A 17,421-nucleotide genomic window follows, 5' to 3' on the forward strand; every position below is an offset into this window, starting at 1 on the left:
AAGCGAGCGATCATGGCCGACGATTTCGGACTATTCGACACCGACACCCCAACCCAAAGCTCGGGCGCAGCATTAGAGGGAGCCGCGGAAGAAACGCCCGAGCTCGTGTATGGGTCTGCCGAAGAGTTCCTGCACGAGCAGCTGCTGCCGACCTATGTCCGGGCCGTCACCGGTAAGTCCGCGAAGTGGTGTATCGAGTGGTACTTCCACCCCGAAGCAGTCTCCCGGGTCGCGGCCCTGTGGCGGTCGTGGGAGCACCTGCGCCTCGACCCGGCCACCGGGATGAGTGTGTGGTGGCGGGACCACGCGGACCACCACATGGGCGTGCTCCTGGACCCGCGCGGCCCGTTCTACAACTGCGACATGCAAGAACACCGCGACCCCGAACATCTGGAACCAAGCAAGGCACCCCCGGGCTGGTTTCCGGACGTCCGTGTGAAGCAGTTTTGAGTTGCAACGCCAGCGTTCCTGTGATGCCTAAGTCCTCAGCGGCGACGGCTTTTGCTGCGTTCGCCAGGACGGGAATCGTTACTGCCTCGACCGTTCACCGAGGACGGCGGAGCCGTCCTCGGCCCGCTGTTCCTTGGACTCATGATTGCCGTCTCCGGCCCGGAGCTAGTCGAGCGGAGTGCCGGGCGGAGCCGGAAACGGCGGTGGGTCGTGTCAGGGTCGCGGGGTGCCGGACCTTTCATGGCCGGGTACCGGGGCACCCTCGGTTGAGTGGGTTTTGCGCTGGGTAACACGCCAGAGACGGCGGGGCAGGTCCCCTTCCTCGAAGGGGATGATTTCTGGTGCCGAGTATCCCTGGCTGAGGCGGCCGACGAGGTCCTGGTCGAAGAAGTGGACGATGAATCCGCCGTGCTCGGTCATGTTGTCGCCGCGGTCCACGCCGGTGCCGGCGTGGGGGTCCCCGGTATAGCGGACGGTGTAGATGTGCCAGCCGCCGGGGCGCAGCACGCGGCGGACCTCGGCGGCGAGGGCGGTGAGCTGGTCAGTGGTCAGGGCCATATTGAAGAGCATGTGGCTGAAGACGGCGTCCACGGAATCGTCCGGCAGGGGTAACGGGTCGCGCACGTCGTGGGCCGCCGTGGTCAGCTTTCCTGACCGCCCTGCGGTGGTGGCCGCGTCGGATAATTCGGTCAGGCCTTCGGGGGCGTAGTCCAGCGCGGTCATGGTAATCCCTGCCCGCAGGAACGCGAGGGTGTCCCGGCCCTGGCCCGCGCCGAGTTCGAGAACATCCCTGACGCCTTCGCGTTCAAAGAGTTCCAGTGCTGCCAGTGCCGGCCCGCTGGGGGCCGGGCCGTACATGGTGGGGTTTGATTCGAAGGTGGTGCGCCAATGCCGGCGCTGGTCATCCAGCACGCGGGGGTCGGTATTTGTCATCGGGGCTCTCCTGGTTCGGTATTCGTCCGGGCGGATTTCAACATGGGCAGTTGCTCGGGGAGGATGTGCGGGTCGCTGCCTGCCGCGGCCCGCCCGTCCGGGGTGAGGAGCACCGGCAAGCTGGTGAAGCCGAGCTCGGCCAGCCGCGCGGCGGCGCCGGCGTCACGTGTTACATCGTGCATCAGCACAGAGTGGCCCAAGGTGCTCAGCCAGCGCCGGACGGCGCCGCACTTGCCGCATCCTGTCCGGCAAAAAACCTCCACAGCCGCGTTCACCGAGCGCCTCCGACGGATGCCGACAGGCGGCGAAGGGCTTCGATGGCCGGCGCGACCGAATCGGTGGCCAGACAGTAATAGATGTAGGTGCCCCGCCGCTCCCCACGGACGAGACCGCGGTCACGGAGGACACGCAGGTGGTGCGAGACAGCCGGCTGCCGAAGGCCGGTGGCGTCGACGATGGTGCCCACGGGCACGCACACCGACTCCAGTGCGGCGAGGATCCGCAGTCGGACGGGATCCCCGAGCGCCTGTGTCAGCGCCGCGAGCTGCCGGGCCTCGTCGACACCGGGCATAGGAGACAGGTCAGGCTGGTCCTGGAGTGTGTCCGCCTCCGAAACGGCGGGGTAAGTGATCATGACCTTATCAACACATCTAGATTCATAGATATTCCGGCAAGGAGCAGGTGTCCCGCGCGCATGTCTACTTACCCTCGGGTGAGGAGTTCGGATAGTGGCGTCGAGTTTCCTCGACGCTCTTGCCGGGGCCGGAGAAGAGCCATATGGCAGCCGGACTCAGCCAACCGGGTGGTGATCGGTGCCGCGCATACGTATTGCGACCAGGATCCCTGATGCTCCGGTGAGTACGGCGACGACTGCGACGGCTGTCGGGATGCCGTAGGCGTCCGCGAGGATGCCGGCGAGCAGTGCTCCGACGGCGAATCCGCCGTCGCGCCAGAGCCGGTAGATCCCCACCGAGCGTGCCCGCCAGACAGGGTGGGCGACGTCGCCGATGGCGGCCAACAGGGTGGGGTAGACCATGGCGGTGCCGGCGCCGAGCAGGACCGCGGCGGCCAGCCAGATCCCGAAGTCCTGGCCGAGGGCGACCATTCCCAATGCCACTGCCTGGATGAGCATGCCGCCGACGATCAGACGCTTACGGCCATACCTGTCAGAGAGTGCACCGGTGACGAGTTGCCCTGCACCCCAGACGGCGGGGTACACGGCCGCCAGAATGCCGATCTTCTCGATGTTCAGTCCTGCGGCGGCGAACAGCACGGGAAACAGGCCCCAAGCCAGACCGTCGTTGAGGTTGTTCACCATGCCGGCCTGGCTGACCGAGGAGAGCGACTTGTCCCGGAAGCTGGTCAGGGTGAAGATCTCCCGGTTGCTCAGTTCCCCGTGGGCGCCGGAGTGGGCGGAGACATGGTTGGCCGCCTCCAGACGGGCGTGGCCCCGGGTTTCGTTCACAGCGAAGACCGAGAGTCCGAGGCCTAGGGCGATGTAGGCGGCGCCGAGCAGGAACGGTCCGGGCCGCAGACCGTAGGTGGCGGCGATGTAGCCGGTGGCCAGGGCTGTGGCGGCCACGCCGAGGTAGCCGGCGGCCTCGTTCAGGCCCATGGCCAGGCCGCGACGCGACGGGCCGACGAGGTCCATTTTCATCACGACGGTGGTGGACCACGTCAGGCCCTGGCTGATGCCCAGGATCACGTTGGCGGCGACGATCCAGCCCCAGGAAGGTCCGAAGATCAGCAGAAGCGGCACGGGCAAGGCGATGAGCCAGCCGGTGATCAGGACGGGTTTGCGGCCGTAGCGGTCAGAGAGGGTCCCTGCGAAGTAGTTGGTGGCGGCCTTGGCCACGCCGAAGGCCAGGATGTAGGTCAGGGCGGATGTGTAGAGGTCGAGGTGGAAGACCTGCCCGGCCAGCAGGGGCAGGACGGTCCGCTCCTGGCCGAGGGTGCCCCCGACCAGGGCGTTGACGGCGACCAGGAGCATGAACTGGGCCAGGTTCTGCCGCAGGCCCAAGGTGATTGCGTCGCGGGTGGCGGGTTTGTGGGTGGCGGGGGTGTGGTTGTTCATTTGGCGGCGATGCTCAATCCGCGCCTGGAGGCTTCGCTGCGTACGTGTCGCAGATCGCGTTCCGGGTCCATGACGGGGGCTCGGCCCTCACCAAGGTCCAGGAGGTGGGTGGACTTGCCTAGTCCCTCGTCTACGGCGGGGATCAGATTCAAGGGGCCCATGACTCTCAGTCCTTCCACGCCGGAGGTGAATTCCGGCGGCAGAGTGGTATTCCAGATAAACATGGAATAGTATTTGTTCCAGTATTACATGGATCTTTGGAGGAGCAAGTGGGCGACAAGGTCAGGAAATCGGAACTCTTCGAAGAGTTCGCCAGGGTGGGCAAGGCCATGGGCAACGGCAAGCGCTTGGAGCTGCTGGACCTGCTCACCCAGGGAGAGCGCAGCGTGGAAACCCTCGCCGCGGCCGCCGGACTGGGGCTTAGCACGGCCTCGGCCCACCTGCAGGCCCTGCGCCAGGCGGGACTGGTCACCACCCGGCGGGACGGCAACCGGATCCACTACGACCTCGCCGGCCCGGACATCCTCCGGCTCTACAGCCTGCTCCGTTCCGTCGCGCAGGAGCACGTGGCGGACGTCGAAGCCAAACGCGTCGCCTACCTGGGGCTGGATGGCGCGCGGGTCGAAGAGGAGGAAGTCGCCCGTGAAGACCTGCTCGTGCGTGCGGGCGCGGGAACCGTGACCGTCCTGGACGTGCGCCCCGACGAGGAGTATCACGCCGCCCACATCCCCGGAGCCCTCTCCATCCCGCTCGAGGAGCTCCGCGACAGGCTCTCCGAGTTGCCCGGGGACCGGGAGATCGTCGCCTACTGCCGCGGCGCCTATTGCGTCCTGGCCTACGAGGCGGTAGACCTGCTGCGCTCCACCGGCCGGAGGGCCAGACGGCTGAACGAGGGAATGCTCGAATGGCGCCTCGGCGGCCTGCCCGTGGAAGCGGCCGCTTAGACACATCACTGCCCTGCCGCCACGATGAAGGCACAATCGTCGTTCACAGGGACCCGGTACCAAGAAGACTCATCACAATGATGGAGGTCTTCACATGATGTATGGATGGAACGGCGGCTGGGGAGTCTGGGGTGGGCGCTGATGGCACTGATGATGCTGATCTTCTGGGGCGGCGTTGTTACCGTTGTGATCCTGCTGCTCCGGCGCAGCCGGGGTTCGGAACCACCGTGGCCCTCGGGCCCCTACGCCCCGGCCCACGACGAGGCTGAACGAATCCTCAACGAACGATTCGCCCGGGGGAAAATCGACGAAACTGAATTCACCGCGCGCCGGACAGCCCTCAGGCGCAATGATGACACCGCGTTCCCGAAGCCAGCTGCTGATCGGGATCCTCGCCACACTGGCCCTCACGGCCCTTTCTCTCGCCGCCGTCGCGGTCCTGGCCGTCCCGCGTGCGGGCGTCGGCTCTACCAACAATGACGGCTGCGCGGTTCCCGGCCTGGCCGGAAGCGTCGTCAACGTTGCCGCGACCGACATGGGCGGTCCCATGATGGGCCGCCCCGAAACTGCCGTCTGCTTGCGGGCGTCAATGTCGCGGGGCGGAGACTTCGCGAAGGGACTAGGTGACGGTGAGTTGGGTGTACATGCCGGCTGCGTAGTGGCCGGGGAGGTTGCAAACGAGCTCATAGCGCCCTGGCGGCAACGTGACGGTGACCCAGCCTGACGCGCCGGGAAGGATTCCTTGCCCGGCGCCGTCGGCGCAGGTGTTGGAAGCTTCCCCGAGACTGCCCGCCTCATCGATTTTGGCGTCCGCGCCGATCGGGCGGGTGCCGGGTATCTGGCTCTCGGGAAGGGGAAGGATGACGAGTTCGTGGCTGATGGTGCCGGCGTTGGTGACCAGGAAGGACACCGGGCCGTGCGCCACAGTGTTTCGGTCTGCCGTCATTCGCATGGCGCCGCCCATCATGCCGTTGCGCGGGCGCAACATGGGTCCGCCCATGTTGGTCAGTGAAACGGAGACGACCGGTCCAGGAAGATTCGGTGCCACGCACCGGGTCCGGGACAGAAAACCGGCGCCCCCGGGGTTCACAACACCTCCCACGACGCCGACCGCCACGAGGGACAGTGCGGTCAGAAGAATCACGGATGTGATTGCGAGGATGATCTGCGCGCGGCGGCTCAACGAGTTCAATCCTGGCGCCTGAGCGCCGTGCGCCGGGCAGTGAACTCCTGCTCGTCGATTTCCCCGCGGGCGAAGCGCTCAGTAAGGATTCGCTCGGCGTCGTGGTGCGGCGGCCGCTGTGCGCCCGGTCCCTCACCGGGATGGGGACGCCGGAGCAGGAGCACAACGACAGTGACTACTCCGCCCCAGAAAATCAGCATCAACACGGCCATGGCTACCCACGCGCCGATACCCCAGCCATTCCCGTCCCACCCATACATCATGATCAGACCTCCTCTGACGAAACTACGTCGGTCCCGCTTCCCGGAACAGTGCCCAAAGGCCCGGCGGGTGTATACAGTCTGCTTCAGGGGGCCGGCGGCAGCCGGCCATGCTCCGAGCGCACGCGGACACAAAAGTCAGGCAGCGGGCCTGTTTCGCGTCCCGTGGGCCTCCGGCCCGGAGGGCGGCCGGGTCTCAGGCAGTTTGGAGCTCTTTCAGCGCGGCCCGGAGCCGGTCGTCGGCTTCGCCGGCGACCAGGGCGACGGCAGGGGCGTCACTGAGCTTGACCATTGTCTGCGGGTCGATCGTTTGGATGATGGTCGCGTCGGCGTCGCGGCCGCGCCGGATGACGACGTTGCAGGGAAGGAGCAGTCCCATGTCCGGTTCCGCGGTGAGAGCGCGCTGGGCCAGGGCGGGGTTGCAGACGCCCAGGATGAGGTAGTCGCCCAGGGCCTGTCCGCTTTCCTCCCCGAGCTTGGCCTCAAAGGTTGAGCGGACATCGATTTCGGAGAGGACCCCGAAGCCCTGGCCCAGGAGCGCCTCCCTGGTCCGGCGCACCGCTTCCTCGTACGGCAGGGCGACGGTGATGGTGTGTGCGTAGCTCATAGCTAGTCTCCTTCGTTGGGTTTTACTGTGAGTTAATGACGCCGTCTCGCGGTGTCAGCGGGATTCGATGAGGCCCATCATGCCGCTGTCCTCGTGGTCGAGGATATGGCAGTGGTAGACGGTCTTGCCGGTGAAATCATCGAACGCGATCCGGACGCGTACGCTGCTGCGGGCCGGGACGTTGACCACATCCTGCCACTCGGGGTCGGCCACGGGACCCCCGGCCGTTTCGATGATCTGCATGGGCCATACGTGCAGATGGAAGGGGTGGTCCATTGGGCTCGTGTTAGTCAGCAACCACTCCTCGACGGACCCGGCCGGGACGGTGGTGTCAATCCGGGCAGGGTCGAACGGTTTGCCGTTAAAGGTGAAGCTCATTCCCGACCCCATGCCCATTCCCATCGCGAAGGTCAGTTCCCGCCGTGCCGTGACCGTTGCTGACCGCAGGTCCCGGGGTGCAGGCTGGGCCGGGAGCGGCTCCGCGGACGGGGCCGGTTCGCCGCTGACGGCATAGGTGGCCAGGACGGTCCCGTTACTGTCTGCCTGGGCCCGCTGGCCTCCGGTACCGGAGCCCATCATGGATCCTGCGGTTCCCCTGTCCACCGGCAGGGTGCGCAGCACCGCCGAGCCGGGGGCTGCGGTGACGAGGAGGTCGGCCCGGTTGCCTGGAGCCAGCAACACCTCCTCAACGTCCCGGGGGTTCTGATAGCGGCCGGAGTCGAGTCCAAGCAGCTGAAGGCGCTGGCCGTCCATGCGCAGTTTCAGGTACCGGGCGGTGCAGGCGTTGATGATCCTCCACCGCTCGCGTTCTGCCGGTTTGGCTGATAGTTGCGGGTTTAGCTGGCCGTTGACCAGAACCAGGCTGCCTTCCCGGCCCATCATTTTCTCCATCGCCGACACGGCAGCGACGCTTCCGTCGCTGTTCAGCGATATGTCCGAGATGACCATGACCCGGTCCCGTGAGACCGGGACAGGGTGCGGGTCCTCGACGATGATGGCACCGTACAGTCCGCCAAAGACCTGGTCAGCGACCATGCCATGGTGGTGGGGGTGGTACCAGTACACGCCCGGAGGATGGTCCGCGGGAAGCCGGTATTCATACTCGAAGGACGTCCCGGGATCAACGGATAGGAGCACGTTATCGCTGTTGCCCTGCGGGGAGACGTGCAGGCCGTGGACGTGCACGTTGGTCGGATCCCGCAGGCCGTTCTCCAAGGTCACGTTCACCCGATCACCGGGCCGCAGGAACATCGTCGGGCCGGGCACCGACCCGTTGTAGGTCAACACGGTGGCATTCGTACCGGCGATCCTTGCTTGACCCTGTGACGCTCTCAGGCGCACCTGCAGCGTCCCGTTGCTGCTGCGGAGGACCTCGGGTTCACTGAGGTCCTGGCCGCCGGACGGCTGGTACCCGGCTCCGGGGCCCCACAACAGGCCTGCCGCGCCCGTCAGCGCGGCTGCGGTTCCGGCGCCCCCGAGCATGAGGGCAGTGCGGCGGCGGACAGACCGCATCAGCTATCGCCCTTGAGGATCCTGAGCCGCTCGTGGTATTCCTCCGCTGTCAGCTCGCCCCTGGCAAAGCGTTCATCCAGGATCTCCCGGGGCGTGTCTCCACGGTCCGCAGGCCCGGTGCCTCTGGCGTCCGGGGAGCCTGTGGGGGAGCCGCGGCGCCTGCCGGCCGAGAAGAACCATATTCCCGCGCCGGCGAGCAGCAGGAACCCGACGATCAGCAGCAGCCAGAACATCCAGGCCCAACCCATGCCCGATCCGTATCCACCCATCATTACCCGTCTCCTTTTCCCGCGAAACCGGTGCTGCCCGGCCTGCAGTGATATCTATGAGGCTACACCCAAATACCCGTGGGGGTATATGGCGGGTCGCGGCCGCGCGTTTGACGCTCGGGGCTTCAGCCGAGAATTCAGCTCTCGGCGCCCGTGACGGGGAGGACACAGCATGGTCCGGACGGCGAATCGGGCGTGTAGCGCGGCCGCCACCGCGGCACCGGGGTGGCATGTCACCGCGGCCGCGCGTCCGGCGGCGTTATGGTGGGACCATGGGAGTCGAACCGGCGGTAATGAAGCGAATGTCGAGAATGCGTCCTCAGGCTCCGGTCAGCGTGCCCCGGGAGGTGGAGGGCGAACCGGATCTGGTAGCGGTGGACACCACTTGGGGTGAGCTGCAGCCACTGCAGTGCGCACCCGGGGTGGTCACCCTCGGCGAGCTCGAACTCCTCGAGCAGATCAGCGTCGGCGCCGTCTTGATCGACTGCCGCGTACCTGACTCCAGGGCTGGGGTTACGATTCCAGGCGCGGTGAACATCCCGCACGACCGGATCATTGGATTCAGCGATCAACTCGAGCCTTCGAGGCTGAGCATTTTCTTCTGTAACGGCCCGCAATGCCCGCAGTCACCGACGGCCATCCGGGCGCTGCTGGAAACCGGGTATCCGGCATCCGGACTGGCCTACTACCGGGGAGGACTGCACGACTGGGTCACCCTGGCCATGCCCACGGAACAGATCGCCTGACCCCCGCGCTCTTCCATGCCCCGGGGTCTGGGGCGAAGCCCCCCCCGGATCAGAAGCTGCCGCTTCCGCTGCCGCTTCCGCTGCCGCCGGAGTCGCCGTCCCGGACTGCGTCGCCGCCGTGCAGGATCGAATCGATCAGAATCCCGCCCAGCACGGCCCCGCCGAGGCCCCCGCCGAACCCTCGGCTCCCGAACATGCCCCCGCCGTAGCCGCGGTTGTCCAGACCGCCGAAACCTTGCACATCAGAGTGGGCGAGCTCTGCCGCCCGGGATGCCAGAGCTCCGGCCTGCTGCGCGTGGGTCAGGGAAGATCCAGGATTCATCTGCTGGAGGGAGAGCGCGGTATCCAGGGTGCGTTGCGCTTCGGCCAGGCGCATCCTGGCTCCGGTTCCCACGCCGCCGCGCCGTGCGGCAATGTAGTCCGAGGCGACCGAGATCCGGGCCTGTGCGTGCATGATGGCCTGCTGGAGAGCCTCCCCGGCCCGCCGCGCCTGATCCTGCTGGTTCCGCACCCCGGAGAGGGCCTGATCCAGTCCCTGGCGCGCCGCTTCCATGCGCTGCAACGCGGCGATCGGGTCGATCCTGCCTGACTGCAGCTGCTGTTGCACCTGGTTCAGGACCGCCTCGACGCCCGCGACGGGGCCCGCGAGGTCGGTGTGCTGCCCGGCCGCCATGGTGGCCTTGGCCTGGGCGAGGTCCTGGGCGGCGTCCTCTACCGCGCGGTCGAGATTAGTCCGGGCGGAGTCAAGGTCCTGCCGGACCTTGCCGATGGCGTCAACCAGCACGTTGGTCTGATGCAGGCTTTCTTCGCCCGCACGGACAGCGACGGCGGCGGCGCCCGGATCGGCCTCGGAGAGCTTCTGCTGTGCAGTCTGCGTTGCGGTGTCCAGAAATTTCAGCCGCTCCCGGGCCTGGGCGATGTTGTCCGAGACCGGACCCACCGCCGCATCGGAGTACCGTAGGCACAGCTCGGCCATGTGGCGCTCCGCATCCGCTATCTTGGCCGCCGCCTTGGCTTGTCCGGACCGGAGCAGCTCGAGTGCCTGCGGTGCGTTCTTTTCGAGTTCGCGCAGGGAGTCGAAGGAGACTTTCTGTTCGGCCAGAACCTGGCGGGCCGCCTCGCAACGATTGATGATCTCAATATACGATGCCCGCTGTTGCTCCTCGGTGCCCGGGATCGGATCTTCCAGCTTCTGCTGTAGTTTGAAGGACTCACTCAGATCCGATCTGGCATCGGCGAGGGCCCTCACAAAGGGCGCAACGGAATCGTCCCCGAACTGGGCTTGTACGAATCCTGCTTCCTGCTCGTTGGAGCGCACTGCGTCATCGGCTGCTATCAGCAGCGATGCAGCCCGTTTCTTCAGCTCCGGAAGGCTCAATGCCACTGGCTGATTGTTCCGGCGGTCGTCGCGTGTATTTACCCCCGGTTCTTCCGGCTGGGTCGCCTGGCCGGTAAGCACCGACAACCGGTCCCGGTATTCCTGCGTGCCCAGCTCGCCGCCGGCGTATCGCTGATCAAGGATGCGGCGTGCGTTGCTCCTGCCCGCGGCGGCGTTACGGTGCTGCCCCGGGTGTAGTCCCCTTCCTCGTCGGCGGGCGCTACCGGACAATGCCCGGGCCGCGAGAGCCGACAGTAGAACGACGACCGCGACCGGAAGTAACCAGAACAACCAGGACACGTCTATACCGGACCCGTACCCACCACCCATCATGGGGTGACTCCTTCCACCGGCCCTGCTCCGCAACCGTCTGCATCAAGACTACGCCAACATACCCCCGGGGGTGTATCGCCGGACCCTCGCCCCGGACGGCGCCCTCATCGGGTCCGCGCGCATACATGACTGCTGCGCCCGGCCATGCCGCCGCTCCCAGAGCGGGTTCCCCCCGGCGCTCTATCCAGGCCCGGGGCGAGAGCAATACTCTGGGTATCCCCGCATCCAGAGCGCGCCCAAGACATTAGTGGTCCCGCAGCAGCCGCGGGCCGGGACGCGGAGCCGCCTGACCTGGCCCGGCCCGTCCCGTCAGACGCACCAGCAACGGCTTGGGCCATCCTGGCACGGTCCGGGACATCCCTCGGGTTCCCGAGGTGAGGGTCAGTGGCTCGGAGGCTGATCCGGAGGTAGAACGTCACAGTTCGCCGCCACGGCCGGGGGTTAGCGGCCACGGCCGGTGGATCCCGCGGCGTTTGGCGGTGCTCTCGGCCGGGAAGGGACGACTGCGGCGGTGGTTTCGGTCTGCGTCAGCGGTCGGTTTCGCGTGTTCCATGACTGTCCATCGAGCGGGTCAGATGCGCCTAGCCGTCGGTTCCCCCGGTGCAGGGCGCGCCGGGTTCCGGGGCTTTCGGTGATTGGGCGTAGGCGCCGATGAAGGCGGGGATGCGCGGGTCTCCGGCATCCTGGACTGCCAGCTGGGCGCCCCAGGCGGTGGCGGTGATGGGGCTGGTTTGGTTCTTGTCCGGGCTGAGCAGGAGGTAGGGCTTGTCTTTGGCCAGAGTGGTGAGTCTGGTGATCTCGGATGCCGGCAGGCCGGGGTTGTAGGTGATCCATACGGCGCCGTGTTCCAGGGAATGGACGGCGCGTTCTTCGTTGACCGGTTCGGTGTAGATGCCGCAGTTCGTCCAGACGGGGGAGTGGTCTCCTCCGACGCCGGGTTCCTGGGGGTAGGCGACGGCGTTCTGGACGTGGTTGCGGGACAGGCCGGCGAAGGTCTGGATCCCGTCGATGGGTTTTTTGGCCGCTTCGGCGGCGGCGTTTCGTTGCTGGATGGAACCGGCAACAACGAAGGCGACGGCGGTGATGATGGCGGCCAGGACCAGGCCGAAGCCGCCGTAGACGAGGATGTTGAACCGGCGCCTTTTGGCCTGTTGCCGGCCGCGGAGTGCAGCGACGATGGCTTGATGTTCGGAGGGGCGTTTGCTGGTGTTGTTCATGCGGGGATTCCTTTGCCGGGCACTTCAGTGTCCTGCTTCTGGACGGGTGCGGGTGGGACGGCGGAGCGGGGACGGGTCCTGAGCCGCTGGAAGAGGGCCATTCCGGCGAGGAAGAGCAGGCCGGAGACCCAGGTGTTGACCCGCAGGCCCAGGATCAGGTTGGCGGGGTCCGAGCGCATCAGTTCGAAGACGAAGCGCCCGGCGGTGTAGAGCACGATGTAGAGGGCGAACACTGACCCAGCGCCGAGTGTGTACTTGCGGTCCAGGAACATCAGCAGCGATGCTGCGGCCAGACACCAGAGCGATTCGTAGAGGAAGGTGGGCTGGAAGTAGCCGAGGACCACCGGGGTTCCGTCGGGGCCGGTCAGGGCCTGGCCGGTGGCCTGGTTCATGGCGTGGATCTGGAGTTTCCAGGGCAGGTCCGTGGGTTCGCCGTAGAGTTCGTTGTTGAACCAGTTGCCCCAGCGGCCCAGGGCCTGGGCCAGGAGCAGCCCGGGGGCGGCCGCGTCGGCGAACGCGGCGAAGGGGACCCCGGCGCGGTGGGCGCCGATGCCGGCGCCGATAAGTCCGAGGGCGACGGCTCCCCAGATCCCGAGGCCGCCCTCCCAGATCCGCAGCGCCCCCCAAGGGTCTTTGCCGGGTGAGAAATAGAGCTGGTTGTCGGTGATGACGTGGTAGAGCCTGCCGCCGACGATGCCGAAGGGCACCGCCCAGGCCACGATGTCCAGGGTCTGGGCGGTTGTGCCGCCCCGGGACCGGAGGCGGCGGGCGGTGAGCCAGACGCCGAGGACGATGCCGGCCAGGATGGCGAGGGCGTAGAAGCGTATGGTGAGCGGCCCGAGCTGGAAGGCGCTGACGGCCGGGGAGGGGAAGAACAGTTCTGCCGCGACAGGGGTGTTCATGGTCGGTGTCCCTTATTTGATGTAGGAGAAGACGCCCATCATGCCGCGTTCGGCATGGTAGGCGTTGTGGCAGTGGGTGAGCCACTGGCCCGGGTTGTCGGCGTCGAAGATCACTGTGACGGTTTGTTTGGCGCGGACGATGACGGTGTCTTTGCGGGCGCCCCCGGCGCCTATCTGGAATGTGTGTCCGTGCAGGTGCATGGGGTGCCACATGTCGGTGTCGTTGATGAATTTCACTTCGACGCGTTCGCCGGCCTTGATGTCGAAGGTGTTCTCGAACGGCTTGGTCATGTCGAAGCGGTGGCCGTTGATGCCCCAGTCGTATTTGGCCATCCCGCCGGTGAGGTGCACTTCGTGGGTACGGTCCGGGGTCTTGTCCTTGAGGTTGACGGCGGGGTCGGCTTTGAGCTGGCCGCCGTCCACGACGATCCCGTCCAGGGTGTCGGGCAGGGTCGCGGGGAGGGATTGTTTGCCGGTGCCGGTGCTGATGAAGCCCAGTGCCTGCCCGGTTTTACCTTCGGGCAGCGCCATGACGGGGGTGAAGCCGTCTTTGACGGTGAGGAGGGCGTCGATGCGTTCGCCCATTCCGAGTACGACGGCGTCCACGTCCTGGTGTTGGACGGGGAATCCGTCGGTGTGGGTGATGGTGAGTTTCTGGCCGGGGATGCCGACGCGGTAGGCGGTGTCTCCGGCGGCGTTGATGATCCGCAGCCGGATGACCTGACCCGTCTTGGCGGCCAGGATCTCGGCCTGGTCCGGGGCTTTTGAGTTGAACAGGTGGTACGGGTAACTGACGTCGCCGGCGTCGCCGCCGAGGAAGTCGCTGCGGGAACCCATCAGCATATGCTTCATTCCCGTGCCCATCGAGCCGCCTGAGGGGGAGGGGGAGGAACCCATGTCCATGCCGGACATGGACATCCCGGCAGAGAGTTCTTTCAGGACGTCGTCCGGGGTCCCGGTGATGCCGTCCATCCAGTCATCCAGGACGATGACCCAGTCCCGGTCGTAGATGAGTTTCTCCGCCGGGTCCTCAATGATCAGCGCCCCGTAGAGGGCGCGTTCGCGCTGCATTTCAACGTGGGAGTGGTACCAATAAGTGCCGGGATGGGCGAGGCGGAAATCATACGTGAATTTGGCACCGGCGGCGATTGGGTCCTGGGTGACGTCCGGAACGCCGTCCTGATCGTTCCGCAGGGCCAGGCCGTGCCAGTGGATGCTAGTTACGTCCTTCAGATTATTGGCCAGTGATACCTGGAGCCGGTCCCCGGCCTTGGCCCGGAGCGTCGGCGCGGTCAGAGCGCCGTTGTAGCCCCATGTGGTGACTGGCTTCCCTGCGACAGTTGCCTGGACGGATGCGGCGGTCAGGTTCTGGGCAACGGTTTTTCCGCTGAATACCCGGCGGGCTTCGTAGTCGGCGACGAGCGCGTCGGTTGGCAGGATCCTCTCCGGGAGGCCTGTGGCGCCCTGCGTGTTGGTGCACGCGGCGAGGGCCGCCGCTGCGGCCGTTGCTACTGACAGGCCCAGAAAGCGGCGCCGGCCGAGGTGGTGATCGGTGTGGTTGTTCATGTGAAGTCCTTCGCGGTGGGGCCTGTGACGGGCCGAGGTGTTAGATGGGTGTGAGAAAGGTCCCGGAGAGGTTCTGGAGCTGATAGATCCACTGCACCCAGAGTCCGCTGACCATGAGCACGCCCAGGATGATCAGCATGGAGGCTCCGGCGATGTTGATGACCCGGATGTGCCGGCGGACGAAGGCCAGCGCGGTGCTGACCCAGTTCAGACCCAAGGCGGTCAGGGCGAACGGGATGCCCAGGCCCAGGCAGTAGGCGAAGGCCAGCAGCGCTCCGCGGCCGGCGCTGGCGGTGGTGACGCTCAGGGACAGGACAGCGCTCAGCGTCGGACCCATACAGGGGGTCCAGCCGAGTCCGAAGACGATGCCCAGCAGGGGCGCCCCCGCCAGGCCTGTCCTGCGGCCGAGGGTGAGCTTGCGGGTCTGCTGAAGCCAGGGGATGAGGCCGAGCAGGGACGCGCCCATCAGGATCACGACAACGCCCAGGCCGCGCATCAGGACATCCTGGAAGCGCAGCAGCCAGGACCCGATCGCGCCGAAGGCGGCCCCGTAGAGGGTGAACACGGCGGCGAAGCCGAGCACGAAGAGTCCGACCCCGGCCAGAACGCGGCGGCGGTTATGCGGCTGGGTCGGGTCGGTCAGCCCGGACACGTACCCGAGGTAGCCCGGTACCAGGGGCAGGATGCAGGGTGAAAGGAACGACACCAGGCCTGCCGCCATGGCCAGGGGGATGGCGATGATCAGGGCCCCGGAGGTCACCGTGGATGCGAAGAAGCCGCCGATGTCCATCGGTTCAGTCCGCGTCTGAGGGCCGGAACGTGGCCCCGCCGTCGGTGGACACCACCAGCCCGGTGGAGGTGGCGGCCCAGAGCCAGGGGTTCCGGTCCGTGCCTTCCGTGGCGGCGACGGCCTGGACCTCGCCGGGGATTTTACCGGTCTGTTTCCAGGTGGAGCCGGCGTCCGAGGAGTAGTACACGGTCCCGTCGGGTGCGGCGCCGACGGCTTCCCTGGCGCTGGCAAAGGCGGCGTACTGGATCACCGGGGCGGCCTTGTCCAGCGCCCAGGTCGCGCCGCCGTCGGTCGAACGCTGCACACCGTCCCGGGTGGTGGCAAGGACGGTGTCGCTGTAGGGATTCCCCGCAAGGGCTGCCGGGGTAAAGCCTGCGGCGACGGATTTCCAAGTGGCGCCGTCGGTGCTGGTGCGCAGGGTCCCGTCGAAAGCCACAATCCCGGACTTGGTGGCGGCGAGGGCATGGAAGTCGGATTCGTTCTGCCGGGAGAGCTGTTCCCAGGTTTTGCCGCCGTCGCTGGTCCTGATCAAACCCAGCGGGCTTGGCAACGACGAGTCCTTGCCCGGGTGTCCCGAGGCGTAGAACACGCCTTGGTCCCTGGCGGCGGTGAAGCCCATCAGGTCGTTGGCGGGGCCAATTTTGACGGCCGGTTTCTTGGACACGTCAAAGAGGCCCTCGTGGGTGGCCAGAAGCACCTGACCGGTTGCGCCGTTAACGCTGAGGCCATGGATGTGGGCGCCCGGCAGGCCGGCCGCCGCGTCGTTTGTCGACGGGGAGGCCGGGGCAGAGGCCGGGGTAGAGGAGGCCGGTGTGCAGGCCGAGAGGGCCAGGAGCAGACCGGCCGCGGCGGTGGCCGTGGTCGTGGTGGGGAAGGGCATGGGTGACTCCAGGTTGAGGGAGGGGAATGGTTCCGCGGCACCGGTCCCCGCCCGGGGGCCGGTGCCGCGGGAATGCCGGCTAGAGGGCAGCCAGCAGGTTCTTCATTTCCTGGATTTCCGCTGCCTGGGATGTGGCGATGCTTTTACTCAGGGCGACCGTATCGGCGCTTTTACCGGTCGCTTCCTCGGTCTTGGCCATCGTCACTGCCCCCTGATGGTGGGCGATCATCTGGCTCAGGTAGAGCTTGGCCGCTTCGGTGCCCTGCGCAGCATCCAGTTTCGCCATGTCGTCGCTGCTCATCGTTCCGGATGTCATCCCGGACATGTCGCCGCCGGCCATCTGGGCGGGCTCGTTCCACCGCTTGAGCCAGCCCGTCATCTTCTCCATTTCGGGTGCCTGCGCGGCCTTGATCTTGGTTGCGAGAGCGGTGATCCGGGCATCCATGCCCTGTTTCTTGAGCATCATGTCGCTCATCTCCACGGCCTGGGCGTGGTGCGGGATCATGCCTTGGGTGAACATGGTGTCCGCCGCGTTGTGGTCCGAGGCGGCCGGGGCTGCGCTTGAGGACATCCCCATCCCGTTTTGGCCCGTGCCCGGCATGGAGCTGGCGGGTGTATTTCCGGAGGTTCCCGCGCAGCCCGCGAGGGCTATGACGGAGGCAAGGCCAAGGACAGAGATGGTCAGAGTTTTCTTCATGGAGTTCAGGTCCTTTAAATCATCAAATCGGCTTTATTGCACGACTGCGGACAACACGCCCATGACCGGCCTGAACGGCCGGCAGGTTCGTATCGGGTAAGCGGGGTGCGCCGGGCAGAACACGGCGCAGCCTGGCCGTTTACGTCCGGCTGATGGAAAGTTGGCCCGGAGAAGGACTTCGCGGAATGAACTCGTACCCGACTGCGGGGCCACCGGTGATGGGGCCGCCACCGTATGTCAGGGCCGTGGTGCCCGGTGGCGGAGCTGCCAGTGTCGTGGTACCGGGAGAAGGGACGCAGATCCCGCCCATGGTGGACATCACCGTGCACCCGCCGGTATCGGCGCATGATGGTGCTGGTGCGTGCGGGATACCCGGGGCTGTGGAGATGCCCCGGAGGTTGGTGCTGTCGGCGACGTCGCCGGGGTGCTCAGGCGCCGGCATGGCATGCGATGCCCCGGTTTCATGACCGGTGGCCGCCGCCGGCATGGCGTGCGTGCCGGTCATGATGTGCATGCCCAAAATGCCGGCGACGATCGCCAGCAATCCCGCAAGAAGGGCACTCCGGAGGAGAAGCGCCGTGGCGCGCCGGGCTGAGATGGCGGTCATGGTGTTCCTCCTTCCATGCGGTCTGGTTGCCTTCAAGATTACCGGCCCGGGACAGGCCCGGGCCGCCGCCGGG

Annotated in this window: 22 protein-coding genes; 4 read left to right on the plus strand and 18 right to left on the minus strand. The window is 66.7% G+C overall.

What is annotated here, in order from left to right:
* Positions 1-12 precede the first annotated feature (12 nt).
* Positions 13-450, plus strand: coding sequence for a DUF4913 domain-containing protein (locus tag ACQQCD_RS11850; protein ID WP_430268589.1), 438 nt, complete (start codon positions 13-15; stop codon positions 448-450).
* 213 nt (positions 451-663) lie between these two features.
* Here the strand turns inward: ACQQCD_RS11850 and ACQQCD_RS11855 are convergent, their stop codons facing one another.
* The 5 genes from ACQQCD_RS11855 to ACQQCD_RS11875 all read right to left on the minus strand — a co-directional run bounded on the left by ACQQCD_RS11855 (position 664) and on the right by ACQQCD_RS11875 (position 3,681).
* On the minus strand, positions 664-1,383 hold the full coding sequence (locus tag ACQQCD_RS11855) for a class I SAM-dependent methyltransferase (protein WP_430268590.1): 720 nt from the start codon (positions 1,381-1,383) through the stop codon (positions 664-666).
* Positions 1,380-1,658, minus strand: coding sequence for a glutaredoxin family protein (locus tag ACQQCD_RS11860; protein WP_430268591.1), 279 nt, complete (start codon positions 1,656-1,658; stop codon positions 1,380-1,382). Before ACQQCD_RS11860 ends, ACQQCD_RS11855 begins: the two co-directional genes overlap by 4 nt.
* Positions 1,655-1,954, minus strand: coding sequence for an ArsR/SmtB family transcription factor (locus tag ACQQCD_RS11865; protein WP_430268592.1), 300 nt, complete (start codon positions 1,952-1,954; stop codon positions 1,655-1,657). Before ACQQCD_RS11865 ends, ACQQCD_RS11860 begins: the two co-directional genes overlap by 4 nt.
* A gap of 219 nt (positions 1,955-2,173) precedes the next feature.
* Positions 2,174-3,457, minus strand: a complete 1,284-nt coding sequence (locus ACQQCD_RS11870) for an MFS transporter (RefSeq protein WP_430268593.1) — start codon at positions 3,455-3,457, stop codon at positions 2,174-2,176.
* On the minus strand, positions 3,454-3,681 hold the full coding sequence (locus ACQQCD_RS11875) for a hypothetical protein (protein WP_430268594.1): 228 nt from the start codon (positions 3,679-3,681) through the stop codon (positions 3,454-3,456). The genes ACQQCD_RS11870 and ACQQCD_RS11875 overlap by 4 nt, the downstream gene beginning before the upstream one ends.
* 45 nt (positions 3,682-3,726) lie before the next feature.
* Here ACQQCD_RS11875 and ACQQCD_RS11880 point away from each other — a divergent pair, with 45 nt between their 5' ends.
* Together ACQQCD_RS11880 and ACQQCD_RS11885 are read left to right on the plus strand one after the other, a co-directional pair.
* On the plus strand, positions 3,727-4,401 hold the full coding sequence (locus tag ACQQCD_RS11880) for an ArsR/SmtB family transcription factor (RefSeq protein ID WP_430268595.1): 675 nt from the start codon (positions 3,727-3,729) through the stop codon (positions 4,399-4,401).
* 105 nt (positions 4,402-4,506) lie between these two features.
* Entirely contained in the window at positions 4,507-4,881 is a 375-nt protein-coding gene (locus tag ACQQCD_RS11885) for an SHOCT domain-containing protein (RefSeq protein ID WP_430268596.1), read from the plus strand.
* A 139-nt stretch (positions 4,882-5,020) separates the two neighbouring features.
* Here the strand turns inward: ACQQCD_RS11885 and ACQQCD_RS11890 are convergent, their stop codons facing one another.
* From ACQQCD_RS11890 to ACQQCD_RS11910, 5 genes are all read right to left on the minus strand, one after another.
* Positions 5,021-5,593, minus strand: coding sequence for a sulfocyanin-like copper-binding protein (locus tag ACQQCD_RS11890; protein ID WP_430268597.1), 573 nt, complete (start codon positions 5,591-5,593; stop codon positions 5,021-5,023).
* The gene (locus tag ACQQCD_RS11895) at positions 5,590-5,847 is read right to left on the minus strand and encodes an SHOCT domain-containing protein (RefSeq protein ID WP_430268598.1); all 258 of its coding nucleotides are present in this window, start codon (positions 5,845-5,847) and stop codon (positions 5,590-5,592) included. The genes ACQQCD_RS11890 and ACQQCD_RS11895 overlap by 4 nt, the downstream gene beginning before the upstream one ends.
* A gap of 193 nt (positions 5,848-6,040) precedes the next feature.
* Positions 6,041-6,451 carry a DUF302 domain-containing protein gene (locus ACQQCD_RS11900; RefSeq protein WP_430268599.1) on the minus strand — a complete coding sequence of 137 codons (411 nt, stop codon included), beginning with the start codon at positions 6,449-6,451 and terminating at the stop codon, positions 6,041-6,043.
* 54 nt (positions 6,452-6,505) lie between these two features.
* Positions 6,506-7,963: a multicopper oxidase family protein gene (locus tag ACQQCD_RS11905; RefSeq protein ID WP_430268600.1), complete on the minus strand. Its 1,458-nt coding sequence runs from the start codon at positions 7,961-7,963 to the stop codon at positions 6,506-6,508.
* The gene (locus ACQQCD_RS11910; RefSeq protein WP_430268601.1) at positions 7,963-8,235 is read right to left on the minus strand and encodes an SHOCT domain-containing protein; all 273 of its coding nucleotides are present in this window, start codon (positions 8,233-8,235) and stop codon (positions 7,963-7,965) included. Before ACQQCD_RS11910 ends, ACQQCD_RS11905 begins: the two co-directional genes overlap by 1 nt.
* A 332-nt stretch (positions 8,236-8,567) precedes the next feature.
* Here ACQQCD_RS11910 and ACQQCD_RS11915 point away from each other — a divergent pair, with 332 nt between their 5' ends.
* On the plus strand, positions 8,568-8,978 hold the full coding sequence (locus ACQQCD_RS11915) for a rhodanese-like domain-containing protein (protein WP_430268602.1): 411 nt from the start codon (positions 8,568-8,570) through the stop codon (positions 8,976-8,978).
* Positions 8,979-9,027: 49 nt separating this feature from the next.
* Here ACQQCD_RS11915 and ACQQCD_RS11920 read toward each other — a convergent pair whose 3' ends face one another.
* From ACQQCD_RS11920 to ACQQCD_RS11955, 8 genes are all read right to left on the minus strand, one after another.
* Positions 9,028-10,362, minus strand: coding sequence for a hypothetical protein (locus tag ACQQCD_RS11920; RefSeq protein ID WP_430268603.1), 1,335 nt, complete (start codon positions 10,360-10,362; stop codon positions 9,028-9,030).
* A gap of 908 nt (positions 10,363-11,270) precedes the next feature.
* Positions 11,271-11,906, minus strand: coding sequence for a DUF3105 domain-containing protein (locus tag ACQQCD_RS11925; protein ID WP_430268604.1), 636 nt, complete (start codon positions 11,904-11,906; stop codon positions 11,271-11,273).
* Positions 11,903-12,808 carry a prolipoprotein diacylglyceryl transferase gene (gene lgt / locus ACQQCD_RS11930; RefSeq protein WP_430268605.1) on the minus strand — a complete coding sequence of 302 codons (906 nt, stop codon included), beginning with the start codon at positions 12,806-12,808 and terminating at the stop codon, positions 11,903-11,905. The genes ACQQCD_RS11925 and lgt overlap by 4 nt, the downstream gene beginning before the upstream one ends.
* Positions 12,809-12,820: 12 nt before the next feature.
* Complete coding sequence (locus ACQQCD_RS11935; RefSeq protein WP_430268606.1) at positions 12,821-14,374, minus strand: multicopper oxidase family protein; 1,554 nt, start codon at positions 14,372-14,374, stop codon at positions 12,821-12,823.
* A gap of 40 nt (positions 14,375-14,414) precedes the next feature.
* Entirely contained in the window at positions 14,415-15,164 is a 750-nt protein-coding gene (locus ACQQCD_RS11940) for a cytochrome c biogenesis CcdA family protein (RefSeq protein WP_430268607.1), read from the minus strand.
* 4 nt (positions 15,165-15,168) lie between these two features.
* Complete coding sequence (locus ACQQCD_RS11945; RefSeq protein ID WP_430268608.1) at positions 15,169-16,044, minus strand: F510_1955 family glycosylhydrolase; 876 nt, start codon at positions 16,042-16,044, stop codon at positions 15,169-15,171.
* 79 nt (positions 16,045-16,123) lie between these two features.
* Positions 16,124-16,741, minus strand: a complete 618-nt coding sequence (locus tag ACQQCD_RS11950) for a DUF305 domain-containing protein (protein WP_430268609.1) — start codon at positions 16,739-16,741, stop codon at positions 16,124-16,126.
* Between the two features lie 139 nt (positions 16,742-16,880).
* Entirely contained in the window at positions 16,881-17,348 is a 468-nt protein-coding gene (locus ACQQCD_RS11955; protein ID WP_430268610.1) for a hypothetical protein, read from the minus strand.
* Between the last annotated feature and the right edge of the window lie 73 nt (positions 17,349-17,421).

This window comes from Pseudarthrobacter sp. J1763 (genome assembly GCF_050490295.1).
Lineage (GTDB): Bacteria > Actinomycetota > Actinomycetes > Actinomycetales > Micrococcaceae > JBNPEO01.

Bases quoted from the DNA above. Each gene is read 5' to 3' on its own strand.
- ACQQCD_RS11850 (WP_430268589.1), top strand. From the start codon at position 13: ATGGCCGACGATTTCGGACTATTCGACACCGACACCCCAACCCAAAGC.
- ACQQCD_RS11855 (WP_430268590.1), bottom strand. From the start codon at position 1,383: ATGACAAATACCGACCCCCGCGTGCTGGATGACCAGCGCCGGCATTGG.
- ACQQCD_RS11865 (WP_430268592.1), bottom strand. From the start codon at position 1,954: ATGCCCGGTGTCGACGAGGCCCGGCAGCTCGCGGCGCTGACACAGGCG.
- ACQQCD_RS11870 (WP_430268593.1), bottom strand. From the start codon at position 3,457: ATGAACAACCACACCCCCGCCACCCACAAACCCGCCACCCGCGACGCA.
- ACQQCD_RS11875 (WP_430268594.1), bottom strand. From the start codon at position 3,681: ATGTTTATCTGGAATACCACTCTGCCGCCGGAATTCACCTCCGGCGTG.
- ACQQCD_RS11885 (WP_430268596.1), top strand. From the start codon at position 4,507: ATGGAACGGCGGCTGGGGAGTCTGGGGTGGGCGCTGATGGCACTGATG.
- ACQQCD_RS11895 (WP_430268598.1), bottom strand. From the start codon at position 5,847: ATGATGTATGGGTGGGACGGGAATGGCTGGGGTATCGGCGCGTGGGTA.
- ACQQCD_RS11900 (WP_430268599.1), bottom strand. From the start codon at position 6,451: ATGAGCTACGCACACACCATCACCGTCGCCCTGCCGTACGAGGAAGCG.
- ACQQCD_RS11905 (WP_430268600.1), bottom strand. From the start codon at position 7,963: ATGCGGTCTGTCCGCCGCCGCACTGCCCTCATGCTCGGGGGCGCCGGA.
- ACQQCD_RS11910 (WP_430268601.1), bottom strand. From the start codon at position 8,235: ATGATGGGTGGATACGGATCGGGCATGGGTTGGGCCTGGATGTTCTGG.
- ACQQCD_RS11925 (WP_430268604.1), bottom strand. From the start codon at position 11,906: ATGAACAACACCAGCAAACGCCCCTCCGAACATCAAGCCATCGTCGCT.
- lgt (WP_430268605.1), bottom strand. From the start codon at position 12,808: ATGAACACCCCTGTCGCGGCAGAACTGTTCTTCCCCTCCCCGGCCGTC.
- ACQQCD_RS11935 (WP_430268606.1), bottom strand. From the start codon at position 14,374: ATGAACAACCACACCGATCACCACCTCGGCCGGCGCCGCTTTCTGGGC.
- ACQQCD_RS11940 (WP_430268607.1), bottom strand. From the start codon at position 15,164: ATGGACATCGGCGGCTTCTTCGCATCCACGGTGACCTCCGGGGCCCTG.
- ACQQCD_RS11945 (WP_430268608.1), bottom strand. From the start codon at position 16,044: ATGCCCTTCCCCACCACGACCACGGCCACCGCCGCGGCCGGTCTGCTC.
- ACQQCD_RS11950 (WP_430268609.1), bottom strand. From the start codon at position 16,741: ATGAAGAAAACTCTGACCATCTCTGTCCTTGGCCTTGCCTCCGTCATA.
- ACQQCD_RS11955 (WP_430268610.1), bottom strand. From the start codon at position 17,348: ATGACCGCCATCTCAGCCCGGCGCGCCACGGCGCTTCTCCTCCGGAGT.